10 protein-coding genes are annotated in these 12,891 nt (G+C 61.3%); 3 read left to right on the top strand and 7 right to left on the bottom strand.

The window, feature by feature from the left end; genetic code table 11:
* Window positions 1–27 precede the first annotated feature (27 nt).
* The 3 genes from HNP33_RS08265 to HNP33_RS08255 form a co-directional block, all read right to left on the bottom strand.
* Window positions 28–1,176 (bottom strand): CaiB/BaiF CoA transferase family protein, encoded by a 1,149-nt coding sequence (locus HNP33_RS08265; RefSeq protein ID WP_184707229.1) that lies wholly within the window; start codon window positions 1,174–1,176, stop codon window positions 28–30.
* 35 nt (window positions 1,177–1,211) lie between these two features.
* Entirely contained in the window at window positions 1,212–2,201 is a 990-nt protein-coding gene (locus HNP33_RS08260; RefSeq protein WP_184707227.1) for a tripartite tricarboxylate transporter substrate binding protein, read from the bottom strand.
* A gap of 153 nt (window positions 2,202–2,354) precedes the next feature.
* Window positions 2,355–4,058: an acyl-CoA dehydrogenase family protein gene (locus HNP33_RS08255; protein WP_184707225.1), complete on the bottom strand. Its 1,704-nt coding sequence runs from the start codon at window positions 4,056–4,058 to the stop codon at window positions 2,355–2,357.
* 205 nt (window positions 4,059–4,263) lie between these two features.
* Between HNP33_RS08255 and HNP33_RS08250 the strand changes: the two genes are divergently transcribed.
* Entirely contained in the window at window positions 4,264–5,175 is a 912-nt protein-coding gene (locus tag HNP33_RS08250; RefSeq protein ID WP_184707223.1) for a LysR family transcriptional regulator, read from the top strand.
* Window positions 5,176–5,325: 150 nt separating this feature from the next.
* The gene (locus HNP33_RS08245) at window positions 5,326–5,622 is read left to right on the top strand and encodes a hypothetical protein (protein ID WP_184707221.1); all 297 of its coding nucleotides are present in this window, start codon (window positions 5,326–5,328) and stop codon (window positions 5,620–5,622) included.
* Between the two features lie 127 nt (window positions 5,623–5,749).
* On the opposite strand, the gene HNP33_RS08240 is transcribed toward HNP33_RS08245, so the two are convergent.
* Window positions 5,750–6,172, bottom strand: coding sequence for a hypothetical protein (locus HNP33_RS08240; RefSeq protein ID WP_184707455.1), 423 nt, complete (start codon window positions 6,170–6,172; stop codon window positions 5,750–5,752).
* A 140-nt stretch (window positions 6,173–6,312) separates the two neighbouring features.
* On the opposite strand from HNP33_RS08240, the gene HNP33_RS08235 reads away from it, so the two are divergent.
* Complete coding sequence (locus tag HNP33_RS08235; RefSeq protein ID WP_184707219.1) at window positions 6,313–7,170, top strand: helix-turn-helix domain-containing protein; 858 nt, start codon at window positions 6,313–6,315, stop codon at window positions 7,168–7,170.
* 1,416 nt (window positions 7,171–8,586) lie between these two features.
* Here the strand turns inward: HNP33_RS08235 and acnB are convergent.
* The 3 genes from acnB to HNP33_RS08215 all read right to left on the bottom strand — a co-directional run bounded on the left by acnB (window position 8,587) and on the right by HNP33_RS08215 (window position 12,884).
* Complete coding sequence (acnB, locus tag HNP33_RS08225; protein WP_184707215.1) at window positions 8,587–11,172, bottom strand: bifunctional aconitate hydratase 2/2-methylisocitrate dehydratase; 2,586 nt, start codon at window positions 11,170–11,172, stop codon at window positions 8,587–8,589.
* A gap of 71 nt (window positions 11,173–11,243) precedes the next feature.
* A complete protein-coding gene (locus HNP33_RS08220) occupies window positions 11,244–11,837 on the bottom strand; it encodes a hypothetical protein (protein WP_184707213.1) in 594 nt (197 codons plus the stop codon).
* A gap of 60 nt (window positions 11,838–11,897) precedes the next feature.
* Window positions 11,898–12,884, bottom strand: a complete 987-nt coding sequence (locus tag HNP33_RS08215; RefSeq protein WP_184707212.1) for an HpcH/HpaI aldolase/citrate lyase family protein — start codon at window positions 12,882–12,884, stop codon at window positions 11,898–11,900.
* Between the last annotated feature and the right edge of the window lie 7 nt (window positions 12,885–12,891).

The raw sequence follows: 12,891 nt of genomic DNA, 5'->3' as shown, positions 1-12,891 counted from the left end.
CGTCATGCGGTGCGTGGTAATCACCGCCTAGGCATCGTTGGCGGCATCCAGAAACGCCTTGCCCTCCGTCAACGGCGCAAAACGGTAGGACGCAGGTGTGCGGCTGAGCTTGACCGGCGCGCCCAGGCCGGTGTATTCACCCATTTTGACGACCAGTTCGCGGTGCAGGGTATGCGGCGCCTGCAGGGCCTGCTCCACATTCAGCACTGGGGCAGCGGGCACGCCGATGTCCATCAGATCCTCCGCGAGCTTGACACCGTCCAGCGCGGCAAAAGCCGTCTCCAGCAGCGGCTTGAGCTCGGCGCGGTGCACCGAGCGCTGGCCCGCCGTGGCGTAACGGGGGTCATCCGCCAGCCCTTCCTGGCCGAGGTGCTTGCACATCAGGCGGAACTGACGGTCGTTGCCTACAGCCAAAAAGATGGGCGAAGTGCCAGTACTCACCACATCGTATGGATAGATGTTGGGATGCGCATTGCCGGAGCGGCCGGGAATCTTGCCGTTCATGAACCAGTTGGCTGCATGCGGGTGCAGCAGCGAAATACCGGCGTCGTACAGCGAGGCATCCACCAGCTGCCCCCGGCCGCTGGCTGCGCGCTCGTGCAGCGCCAGCAGCACGCCGATGACGGCGTTCAGGCCCGTCACCATGTCGACGACCGGTAGACCCACACGCAGCGGGTCGCGGTCGGCTTCGCCATTGATGCTCATCAAGCCTGCCATGGCCTGGATGGCGGCGTCGTAGCCGGGCAGGCTGCCCAGCGGGCCGTCGGCGCCAAAGCCGGTGACGCGGCACCACACCAGGTGCGGAAACACGTGCTGCATCTGCTCGTAGCCGATGCCCCATTTCTCCATCGTGCCGACCTTGAAGTTCTCCACCACCACATCGGCCTGCGCCATCAGTTCCTTGATCTCCTGCTGCCCCTCGGGACTTGCCAGGTCCATGAACTGGATGCGCTTGTTGCGGTTGAGGCCAAAGTAGTACGAGGCCACGCCGTCGCGGAACGGAGGGCCCCAGGTGCGGGTGTCGTCGCCCTGTGGCGGCTCGACCTTGAGCACATCGGCGCCATGGTCGCCCAGGATCTGGCCGCACAGCGGGCCGCCCAGGATGCGCGAGAGATCCAGCACGCGCACGCCCTTGAGCGCGCCGGTATTGGGAATGGATTGCGGAATATTGCTCATGCTCGAATGCTGATGGTTGGGCTCTGATTGTGCGTTCAATCCAGCGTCACACCCGACTGCTGCACAACGGTTTTCCACTTGTCCACTTCGGTCTTGATGAAGCTCGCCAGGTAGGCCGGCGAGCGGTCAGGCGATGCCTCCAGCCCCTGGGCGGCAAACGCCTTCTTCACCGCATCGGAATCCAGCGCCTTGGAAAACGCCTGGTTCAATATCTGAATGCGATCCTGCGGCGTGCCCTTGGGCGCTACCACCCCAAAAAACACGCTCACGTCATAGCCCTTGAGGCCCTGCTCGGCCACAGTCGGAATCTCCGGCATGGCGCTGGATTTTTTGGCAGTGGCCACGCCCAGCGCCTTCACCTTGCCGGTCTTGATGTACGGCATGGCGGTGAGGATGTCGGTGAAGGTCATGTCCACCTGACCGGCCAGCAGGTCATTGAGCGCAGGGCCCGTGCCCTTGTAGGGAATGTGCTGCAGATGGGTACCGGCAATGCCATTGAACATGACACCTGCCAGGTGCGACGAAGCCCCGTTGCCCGACGAGGCGAAGTTGAGCTTGCCGGGCTGAGCCTTGTCCAGGGCAATCAGCTCCTGCACGTTTTTGACGGGCAGATCGGGCTTGACCACCAGGATGTTGGGCAGGTAGCCCACATAGATGATGGGCGCAAAACTGGTGCGCGGATCGTACTTGATGGCCTTGTACAGGCTCTGGTTGATGGCCAGTGGGCCGGAGGTGCCAAACATGATGGTGTAGCCGTCAGGCTTGGCACGCGCCACGTATTCGGCGCCAATGTTGCCGCCGGCGCCCGCCTTGTTATCCACGATCACGCTTTGGCCGAGCTCCTGGGTCATTGCGGTGGCCAGAATGCGCGCCATGGCATCCGTGGGCCCGCCGGGCGGGAAGGGCACGGTGAACATGATCGGGCGATCGGGAAACTTCTCTGCGGCGCTGGCGGCCGAAGCGCCCAGCCACTGGGCCACACCTGCGGCCACGAGGGCCAGCAACATGCTGCGTTTTTTCATCATCTGTCTCCTTGTATCTTGTTGTTGTGCTGCCTGCAGCACGGTTGTGCATCGCGCAACAGGCCACTTCACTATAAAAAAAATAGCTTATGGCGCATATTTCATAGGCACCAGCAGCTCTTTTCTTGAAAATACTGCTGCCAGCCAATCATGGGCTCACAGCCAGTCGGCAGGCACGGCGCCGCTCTCCAGCGGATCGCGGGGCAGCACGCGGTGCAGCAGCACCAGTTGCGACAGGCGCAGCCGCTCGGCCGATCCGGTCTCGCCTGCCTCCCACGCCATGGCAATGGCGGTGGTGCAGTTGTACAGGCCTGTGGCTGCCTGGCGGGCCAGCGCATCACCACCCTCCTGCGCAGCGCGCTCGGCCAGAGTACTTGCGCGGCTCAATGCGTCCTCCAACGCCTTGCGGTAGCCTGCACTGGCCTGGCTGTGGTCCAGCAAATCCTTCAGATAGGCCTGCAATACCGGCAGCGAGCCTTCCCGCTTGATGGCGCGGATCACGTCGAGCGCAACGATGTTGCTGGTGCCTTCCCAGATCGAGCCCAGGTGCGAATCGCGCACGAGACGCGGGTCGCTCCACTCTTCGATGTAGCCGCAGCCGCCGCGCACTTCCATCGCGTCACCCGTCACCTTGCGCGCGTCGCGGCAGGCGCGGAACTTGATCATCGGCGTGAGGATACGCAGCAGCGCGTAGGCGTTTTCTTCGCCCGCGTCCGAACGCATCAGAGTACGCGCAGTCTGGAATACCATGGTGCGGGCCTGCTCGGCGGGCACGCGCAGCTTGTCGAGCTGGCGCTGCATCAGCGGCATATCCTGCAGGCGCTTGCCGAAGGCGATGCGTTCGCGCGCGACAAACTCGGCCTCGGCCACGGCGCGGCGCATCATGCCTGCCGATCGCACCCCGTTCGAGAGGCGCGAGTTGTTCACCATGTCGGCCATCTGCACAAAGCCCCGGCCCTGCTCGCCCACCAGATAGGCCACGGCGCCATCCATTCGGATCTCGCCACTGGCCATGGATTTGGTGCCCATCTTGTCCTTGAGGCGGATGATGCGGTAATGGTTGGTGCTGCCATCGTCCAGCGTGCGTGGCAGCAAGAAGAGCGAAATGCCTTTCATGCCGGCAGGCGCGCCATCGACATGCGCCAGCACCATGGCAAATGCGGCATCGGGGTTGGAGCAGAACCACTTGTCGCCGCTCAGGCGCCAGCTGCCATCGGCAGCCGCCTTGGCAATGGTCTGGGTGTTCGAGATATCGGAGCCCGCCGCCTGCTCGGTCATGAACATGGCGCCCTGGGCCTGCGTGTCCCAATCCAGCGACAGAAGCTGGGGCAGGTATTTGTCCACCAGCGCCTGGTCACCGAACTTCTTGAGGGTGCGGGTGAGCGAGTCGGTCATCGACAGCGGACAGCACAGCCCGAACTCGGACTGCACGAACAGATACGTCAGCGCATACTTGACGATGGGCGGCATCTTGCCCTTCCAGCCCAGCATGTCGTCGCGGTGCGAGATGGCCTGCAGGCCGAACTGGCCGTAGGCAATGCGCTCCAGCTCTTCATAGGCCGGGTGCTTGATGATGCGCTGCCTGTCTTCGCCCGAGCGGGTGCGGTATTCGAGTGTGGGCGGGTTTTTGTCGGCAATGCCAGCCAGCTCGTCGATCCGGCCTCCCGCCAGCTCTCCCATGCGCGCAAAATGCGGCTGCAGATGCGCGAGCAGATCGGCAGGCAGATACAGCTTCAGCAATGCCTGCAGCTCGGGATCGGTCTCGTAGAAATTGGCGCCGTGGCGGTCGGGCACCGGGTGTTCATTGGACAGCACCGTCTTGGCAACGGCAGTATGCTGGGGCTTGTCATGGGCGGACATGCACGTCTCCTGAAAAGCTGGTCTGTCGCCACAGTTCCACCTTGGAGCCCGCGGTGCAGCCAGTGTTTGATCGGTGAATTTCAGCACCCACAACGATTCGCGTCAAATATTATTAAAATCTTGATCAATACATATTAAATATGAATATGTTCCCCGTGCCATGGAGCAAATCGTGGACGGAGGAGCCTAGATTCAAGGAGACAGCATGGAACTGCGCCTTCTCAACTACTTTGCCACCCTGGCCGAAGAACTGCATTTCAGCCGCGCGGCCAGGCGCCTGTCCATATCGCAGCCGCCGCTGTCGGTGGCCATCAAGCAGCTGGAAGAGGAAATTGGCGCCCAGCTGTTCGAGCGCACCAGCAAAGGCGTGCGCCTGACGCCTGCGGGCGAGCACCTGCTGCCCCGCGCCCGGCAACTGCTCACGCTGTCCCAGCAAGCGGTGCAGGAGACGCGTGATGTGGGCCACGGCGTGCGCGGCCACCTGCGGCTGGGTTTTGTCGGATCGGCCTTGTACCGTGGCGTGCCACAGGCACTTGCAGCCTTTCAGGCGCAGCACCCGCAGGTGCGCGTGGACATGCTCGAACTCAACAGTGCCGAGCAGGTGCAAGGCCTGCAGCAAGGCCGGCTTGATCTGGGGCTGGTACACAGCATTCTGCTGCCCGAAGGCATTGTCAACCAGTTGCTGATGGAGGAAGCCTTCGTCGCCTGCCTGCCCGAGGGCCATGCATTGGCAGGAGCGCCGGAAATCGATCTGGCGCGCCTGAAGGACGAGCGCCTGATTCTTTTTTCCAGCGCCGTCTCGCCGGTCTACCACCAGCGCATCTACCAGATGTGCATGGCCCATGGCTTTGCCCCGGAGATTCGCCACGAAGTGCGGCACTGGCTGTCCGTACTCTCGCTGGTATCCCACAATCAGGGAACCGCCATCGTCCCTGCCGCCTTGCAGCGCGTAGGCATGCCACGGCTCGTATTCAGGCCGCTGCAGGGCCAGCACCCCTTGTCCGAGCTGCTGGCAATCTGGCGCAGCCAGCCAGACAACGCCCTGGTGCAGGACCTGCTGCACAACTTGCGCGCTGCCGTCAGCGCCATTGGCAAAGGCGCTGTACCGCAGCCATAGGCACGAGCGATGTGATCATCGCCTGGCGGACTGAATACCTTGCAAACGCCCTACCCCAGCGAATGCGCAGCAAAAAATGGCGTGAATACCTGTACAAATAAACAGTTTCATAAGATACTCAGCACTGTTTTTATATACAGATATTCATCCATGGAAACTGTCACCCTGATCGAAGCCCATCTGCAGGATTGCCAGGGCATTGAACCGGCGCTGCGCAGCAAGGCGGAAGCGCGTTTTGTCAAAGAGCTGCAGCGCCAGTTCCCTTCGGAACAAGCGCTGGTGGAGGCATGGGAAGCGTGGAGCAGCGCTGCAGAAGGCGCTGATGAGATCAGCCCTGGCCAGGAGCAGTTGGCTCGCAGCTGGCTCAAGGCCTTTGAACGCGCCCGGTTTGCAGGCTTTCGTGACATCGCGGTAGAAGAAGCGTTTTTTGAAGTCAAGCTGCATTAGTGCGTTGATGCATTGATGGCTGGACGGTGAGCGCAGCAGGGTGCCGCGCTTTCCTCCTTGGTAGGCCCTTTCTTCCACGGCCCTGCAATGGTTTGCCAGACGAGTGCGCGGCGGCTTGCAGTGCTGCTCAGGCGGCAGCCTGCTGCCCATGCAGTGCTACCTGCCGCGTGGCGCGCAAGCCCATCCACTGCAGATCGGCCAGAACCAGCACCACAACCGCTTGCACCGCCACCCACGCAACACCCCAGCCGCTCAATACCAGGCTGGATCCCCAGACCAGCACCGCGCAAGCCAGTGCCCAGCCCAGGTTGCTCAGGGCAACCAGGCCGATCAGTGTGCGCGGCGCAGGCTGGCGGCGTGCCATCCAACCCGCGGCCAAGGCATAGGCCAGCAAAAAGAGGCCTGTCCCGGCCAGCAAGGATGACGGCAGGCCCGTCACACCGGCCAACGGTTGCGTAAAAGCCAGTTGGACAATCCCTGTACCCGCACAGGATGCTGCATCGGCCCACATCACACGGGGCAAGAACCGGGAAGAAGCAAAGACGGACATGAAAGACTCCTGTTGAATGAAGAAGGTCTGCGGCCAGTCCTGTACCGGCTGCTGGGCTCCATGATTCCCATCCACACGCACTGCGTCGATAACCTCGCAGGTCATGGCGCGCTCTTCGCGGTTGCCACTACGATGCAGACATGAACACCAGTACCGCGCCCTCCTCTCATGCATCTCGTGCACCCGCTGCGCCACCAGGTGCCCGTGCCCCATTTGGCGAGCACCTGCGCCACTGGCGCCAGCACCGCCGGTTGAGCCAGCAAGGCCTGGCGCTCGAAGCCGATATTTCGACCCGGCACCTGAGCTATGTGGAAACCGGGCGCGCACAGCCCAGCCGCGAGATGGTGCTGCGCCTGGCCGAACGCCTGTCGGTGCCGCTGCGTGAGCGCAATGCGCTGCTGGTGGCTGCAGGCTTTGCCCCCATGTACCAGGCTCGCCCCTTAAACCACCCCGATCTGGCAGCCGCGCGCCAGGCTGTGGAACTGGTGCTCCAAGGCCATGAGCCCAACCCCGCGCTCGCGGTGGATCGGCACTGGAATCTGGTAGCCGCCAATGCCATCGTGCCGCTGCTGCTCGAAGGCGTTGCGCCGCACCTGCTGGCGCCTCCGGTGAACGTTCTGCGCCTGAGCCTCCACCCCGAAGGGCTGGGCCCGCGCTTGGCCAATGCCGCGCAGTGGCGCGCCCACCTTCTACACCGCCTGCAGCAACAGATTGCAGCAACGGCCGACCACCAGTTGCAGGCCCTGCATGACGAGATCGCCACCTACCCCTGCCAGGGCGACGAAGACGCCTCGCACGGTACTGCCCCTGGCAGCCACATTGCCGTCCCCTTCGAGCTGCACACCTCTTTGGGAAAGCTGAGCTTCATCAGCACCATCACCATCTTCGGCACTCCAGTGGATGTCACCTTGCAGGAGCTGGCGGTTGAGTCCTTCTTTCCCGCAGATGCCGCAACCAAAACGGCTTTGGCGAACATGCGGGCTGTAGGTTCTCATTGATCTTGCAAATTTTCTCACTGCATGCAAATTGAGAATCGACCCTCACACTGTCTACGCGTGCATTCTGGCCGTTCGGCCCGTAGGGGAAGCTGGCCGGCCTGGTCGCGTGCGAAGCTTGAGCATTCGAGGTTAGGATGAAGTCCATCGGCCATAAGCAGACAGAAATCCTGAATCAAAGTTAAATTTACAGAACATGAGTGCTAACAACGCATCTATCAACGACGAGGCTGAGCACGTCGCAACATTGGTCTATCCTGATGAATACTCCAAGAATGTGAACCAGGTCGCTAGCGTGTCGAGCGAAAGAATTCTGTTCGTGAAACGAAAGGAATTGGCAATGACTCCCTATGAGCTACTGCAATTTCCTACTTCGTCGCTCACTTCAGTGCGCTACAAAAAAAGGCTCGCCATTTGGCCGATGCTCATTGGTGCTATCTTTGTGACGCTAGTTCTTTTTATTCTTACCTCGGAGGTCGCCCCAGGAACAAGGGTTCCAGTTGGCGCTTTGGCTCTCCTTCTGGTGTTAGGGGGAGGTCTGTTCCTAGGTCCCCGGCGGCACCAACTTACATTTGAGGTGAATGGAAAGACCCTAAGGTGGCAAAGTAAAGCTGGCGACTTCAAGTACAAGGTCGCTAGCTCCCAAAAGGTAGTTGATTGGGCAAGAACTAGGGGAATACTTCGGGAGCGCTAAGAGCAAAGTCTCAGCAGTTTGCTTGTGTGGTGTACTTGATCAGCCAAACAGTCCTTTAGCAAGGAGCAGCACGCTTTTCTGTGCAAGGAGATAGACCGCTTTCTGCTGGGCGTTAGGTCTGCTCTGGGTCGCAAGCTGCTATCTGAGCGAGCTCGGCCTCTTTGCCAGGTACGTAACTCGCTAGCCAGGCCACCGTGCTAGTGGCCTGACCTAAACCAAACAGCCCCCTCGGAGCCCGGGACAATTCACCTACGAGAGCTCGGCCGTTGCTTCTCAGCGAGTGTTGAATCCTTCTCATTGAGTCTTTTGTACTTTAAGGCGCTAGAGCCCTTGAGGAAGTGGCTACTCAGGCTCACCAACTTGCGTTTGCAGGAGTAGCTCGCGCAGGCCAATTGGCAGGCTTTGAGTTGGTAAGTGAGAGAGAAAGGGCGTTACCTGCAACAAGTCGGTACTTGCCAATTACTGCAGCAGGCTCCCTCTCAAAGAGGATGCGTACAGAAACTATTCTTACTTTCCAAAAATAACTCACACCGAGAACCTACGTGGGCCGCCATGCCGGCTGCGGATGGAGCGCACGACTCCTGATTGCGCAAGCTGCGCAGGCCCAATACAGAGCTCCTGCCCTCGCAATGAAAAACCCCGCCAGACATCATCTGGCGGGGTTTTCTATGAGCCCTGGCAATTATTGCAGCTCAGTGCTGCAGCAGCCCTTGGGCCGCAGGGCATCAGACCTTCTCTGCGACTTCTGCGTACTCGGAGATTTCGTTGAAGTTCATGTAGCGGTACACCGAAGCCTTGTCGGCATCGATCACGCCCATTTCCTGCAGGTACTCTTCCTTGGTAGGCAGCTTGCCAATGCGCGATGCAATCGCAGCCAGCTCGGCCGAGCCCAGGAACACATTGGTGTTCTTGCCCAGACGGTTGGGGAAGTTGCGGGTAGAGGTGGAGATCACCGTCGCACCTTCACGCACCTGGGCCTGGTTGCCCATGCACAGCGAGCAGCCGGGCATTTCGGTACGTGCACCAGCGGTACCAAAGGCGGCGTAATGGCCTTCCTTGATCAGCTCGCTCTGGTCCATCTTGGTTGGCGGCGCCACCCACAGCTTGACGGGGATGTCACGCTGGCCGCCCAGCAGCTTGGCCGCAGCGCGGAAGTGGCCGATGTTGGTCATGCACGAACCGATGAAGGCTTCATCGATCTTGGTGCCCGCCACTTCGGACAGGAACTTGGCGTCGTCCGGGTCGTTGGGGCAGCAGACGATAGGCTCCTTGATATCGGCCAGATCGATCTCAATCACGGCGGCGTACTCGGCGTCCTTGTCGGCTTCGAGCAGGTCAGGCTTGGCAAGCCAGGCTTCCACCTTCTCGATGCGGCGCTGCAGCGTCTTGGCGTCGGCGTAGCCATCGGCGATCATGTTCTTCATCAGAACGATGTTCGAGGTCAGGTACTCCTTGATCGGCTCGGGGTTGAGCTTGATCGTGCAGCCAGCGGCCGAGCGCTCTGCCGAAGCGTCGGACAGCTCGAATGCCTGCTCCACCTTCAGGTTGGGCAGACCTTCGATTTCGAGAACCTTACCCGAGAAGATGTTCTTCTTGCCTGCCTTGGCCACGGTCAGTAAACCAGCCTTGATGGCGTACAGAGGAATCGCATGCACCAGATCGCGCAGCGTCACGCCGGGCTGCATTTCGCCCTTGAAGCGCACCAGCACGGATTCAGGCATGTCCAGAGGCATCACGCCGGTGGCGGCACCGAAGGCCACCAGGCCCGAGCCTGCGGGGAACGAGATGCCAATGGGGAAGCGCGTGTGCGAGTCGCCGCCGGTACCCACGGTATCGGGCAGCAGCAGGCGGTTGAGCCAGCTGTGGATCACGCCGTCGCCAGGGCGCAGGGCCACGCCGCCACGGTTGGAGATGAAGGCAGGCAGCTCGCGGTGGGTTTTCACGTCCACGGGCTTGGGATAGGCCGCCGTGTGGCAGAAGGACTGCATCACCATGTCAGCCGAGAAGCCCAGGCAAGCCAGGTCCTTGAGCTCATCGCGGGTCATCGGGCCGGTGGTGTCTTGCGAACCCACGGTGGTCATGCGAGGCTCGCAGTAGGTACCGGGGCGAATGCCCTGGCCTTCTGGCAGACCGCAGGCACGGCCCACCATCTTCTGCGCCAGCGTGAAGCCTGCATTGGATGCAGCAGGGGCTTGCGGCAGGCGGAAGGCGGTAGAGGCAGGCAGGCCCAGGGTTTCGCGGGCCTTGGCCGTCAGCGAGCGGCCGATGATCAGGTTGATACGGCCACCGGCTTGCACTTCGTCGAGCAACACGTCGCTCTTGAGGGCGAAGTCAGCGATTTTTGCGCCATTCTTTTCGACCTTGCCTTCGTACGGGAAGATGTCGAGCACATCACCCATTTCCATCTTCGAGACATCGACTTCAATCGGCAGCGAGCCCGAGTCTTCCTGCGTGTTGAAGAAGATCGGGGCAATCTTGCCGCCCAGCGTCACACCACCAAAGCGCTTGTTGGGCACAAAGGGGATGTCCATGCCAGTTGCCCAGATGATGGAGTTGGTGGCCGACTTGCGCGAAGAGCCGGTGCCAACCACATCGCCCACATAGGCGACGAGGTGGCCCTTCTTCTTCAGGTCGTCAATGAACTGCATCGGGCCGCGCTTGCCATCTTCCTCGGGCTTGAAGGCCGCATCGGGACGGGTGTTCTTCAGCATCGCCAGGTAGTGCAGCGGAATGTCGGGACGGCTCCAGGCATCGGGTGCAGGCGACAAATCGTCGGTGTTGGTTTCGCCAGGCACCTTGAACACGGTGACCGTGATCTTTTCTTCGACCTTGGGGCGCGAGGTGAACCATTCGGCATCGGCCCAGCTCTGCATCACTTCCTTGGCCTTGGCATTGCCAGCCTTGGCCTTGGTGGCGACGTCGTTGAAGTAATCAAACATCAACAAGGTCTTCTTGAGCGCATCGGCAGCCACGGCGGCAACTTCAGCGTCGTCCAGCAATTCGATCAGCGGCTGCACGTTGTAGCCGCCCACCATGGTTCCCAGCAGCTCGGTCGCCTTGGCCTTGGAGATCAGAGCGACCTTGATGTCGCCATGCGCAACGGCAGCCAGGAAAGACGCCTTGACCTTGGCAGCATCGTCCACGCCTGGCGGCACACGGTGGGTGAGCAAATCCAGCAGGAAAGCGTCTTCACCGGCGGGAGGGTTCTTGATCAGCTCGATCAGCTCGGCAACCTGCTTGGCATCCAATGGCAGCGGGGGAATGCCCAGTGCGGCGCGTTCAGCCACATGGTCGCGGTAGGCTTTCAACATACTTACTCCGGTTCTCTGTTTCAATGGTGGGGCGCGCGCCGTGCCTGCTGCATCCGCGCCGCTGACAAGGATCAGCGGCCGTTGCCTTCAAACAAGGCGGCGGGGGGGTTTTTCTTGATGGCTTCGGCCACTTGGTTCTGTTCTGGGCTCATGCACTCATCAGCCATGCGCTGGCCGAGCTTGCGGTTGATGAGCATGGATTTGTTGGCCACTTGCAACCACATGGCGCCCGCCTTGGCATCTTCCAGGCGCACCGTGCCGGTGGAGGTGGAAACGGGCGACATGTGGTACTTGAAGCCCTTGCCTTCCACAAAGAAGTAGCCTGGGTTGACCGAGTCCTTGGCAATGCTGACCGACGCGCCCAACTCGCAGCTGATGCGGCCCTGGTAGACCTGCTCGGCAATGGCCAGCTCGGCAGGCGTGAGCGTCTGCTGTGTGGGGATGGCGGCGGCAGAGCCAACCGCCACGGCACCTGCGCCAGCGGCCACGGCAGCGCCCTTCTTGGCGGTGGATTTTTTGGCAGTTGTCTTCTTGGCAGGGGCTGCGGCCTTCTTGGCAGTGGTGGCTGCAGGTTTGGCAGGCTTCTTTTCAGCGGCGTGCGCGCCCACTTGAACCAAGGCCAGCGCAGGGGCCAGCACCAACAACGAAATCACGCGATTTTTCATAACTACAACTCCCGCAATACAACGCAAGAAACAGATTGAGAATAGGCCGGCCGAACTTGGCTACAGCCACTCCCGCACTGTACCCGGCAACGGGCAACCCGTTTGCGCAGCACGCTCCAAAACTTGCCAAAAGTAACGATAACTGGCGCGGTCGTGCAACACGCCATCCACACTGATCGGGGCCCATTGCGCATCTGCCGCAGCCCGCACAATGCGCGCTGCCAGTGTCACTTCCGCCTCAGCCGGGGCAAATGCCTGCAGGATGGGGCGGATCTGCGCCGGGTGAATGCTCCACATGCGGGTATAGCCAAACTCACTGGCCGCTCGATGCGCAGCCTGCTGCATCGCGTCAGGATTTTTAAACTCTGTTACCACACAATGCGACGGCACCTTGCCATAGGCATGACAGGCAGCGGCAATTTCAAGCTTGGCCCGCACGACCAACGGATGCGCAAACTGCCCTTGCACGCCCATGGCGCTGGAAGGAATCGCGCCACCGTGGGCCGAGACGAAATCCATCAACCCAAAGCTGATGCTTTGCACGCGCGGGTGCGCCGCAATCTCAAAAGCGCGGTGCACGGCCTGCGGCGATTCGATCAGAACATGCAGCGGCACATCCGCACCGGTTGCACGCTGGAGCAGCTTTTCTGCCTGCACCACGTCGTCCACGGATTCCACCTTGGGCAGCATGATGTGGCAGAGCCTGTGCCCCGCTTCGCCTGCGATCATGGCGATGTCATCCGCGAATGACGGATGATCCACCGCATGCACGCGCGCTGCCACCCGTGCACCCGGTACTGCACCGTTGACCAGGGATACCACCAGCCGGGCATGCGCTGCCTCCTGCCCGACAGCAGCACCATCTTCGCAGTCCAGCGTCACATCGAACACGCAGCGGCCAAACTCGGCCATCATCTCTGCCTGCAAGGCCAGGCTCTTGCGCATGCGTTCTTCCACGCCACTGTAGTGGTCGCATACCGGCAGGCTCAGGGCCCCGCCCTGGGCGCCAAGCAGAACCTGTGCGGGATGGATGGCAGAAACGCTCATGTCAGAC

This window comes from Comamonas odontotermitis, assembly GCF_014207855.1.
GTDB lineage: Bacteria > Pseudomonadota > Gammaproteobacteria > Burkholderiales > Burkholderiaceae_C > Comamonas > Comamonas odontotermitis_A.
This window is presented reverse-complemented; position numbering and strand designations above follow the sequence as displayed.

Bases quoted from the DNA above. Each gene is read 5' to 3' on its own strand.
- HNP33_RS08265 (WP_184707229.1), bottom strand. From the start codon at position 1,176: ATGAGCAATATTCCGCAATCCATTCCCAATACCGGCGCGCTCAAGGGC.
- HNP33_RS08260 (WP_184707227.1), bottom strand. From the start codon at position 2,201: ATGATGAAAAAACGCAGCATGTTGCTGGCCCTCGTGGCCGCAGGTGTG.
- HNP33_RS08255 (WP_184707225.1), bottom strand. From the start codon at position 4,058: ATGTCCGCCCATGACAAGCCCCAGCATACTGCCGTTGCCAAGACGGTG.
- HNP33_RS08250 (WP_184707223.1), top strand. From the start codon at position 4,264: ATGGAACTGCGCCTTCTCAACTACTTTGCCACCCTGGCCGAAGAACTG.
- HNP33_RS08245 (WP_184707221.1), top strand. From the start codon at position 5,326: ATGGAAACTGTCACCCTGATCGAAGCCCATCTGCAGGATTGCCAGGGC.
- HNP33_RS08240 (WP_184707455.1), bottom strand. From the start codon at position 6,172: ATGTCCGTCTTTGCTTCTTCCCGGTTCTTGCCCCGTGTGATGTGGGCC.
- HNP33_RS08235 (WP_184707219.1), top strand. From the start codon at position 6,313: ATGAACACCAGTACCGCGCCCTCCTCTCATGCATCTCGTGCACCCGCT.
- acnB (WP_184707215.1), bottom strand. From the start codon at position 11,172: ATGTTGAAAGCCTACCGCGACCATGTGGCTGAACGCGCCGCACTGGGC.
- HNP33_RS08220 (WP_184707213.1), bottom strand. From the start codon at position 11,837: ATGAAAAATCGCGTGATTTCGTTGTTGGTGCTGGCCCCTGCGCTGGCC.
- HNP33_RS08215 (WP_184707212.1), bottom strand. From the start codon at position 12,884: ATGAGCGTTTCTGCCATCCATCCCGCACAGGTTCTGCTTGGCGCCCAG.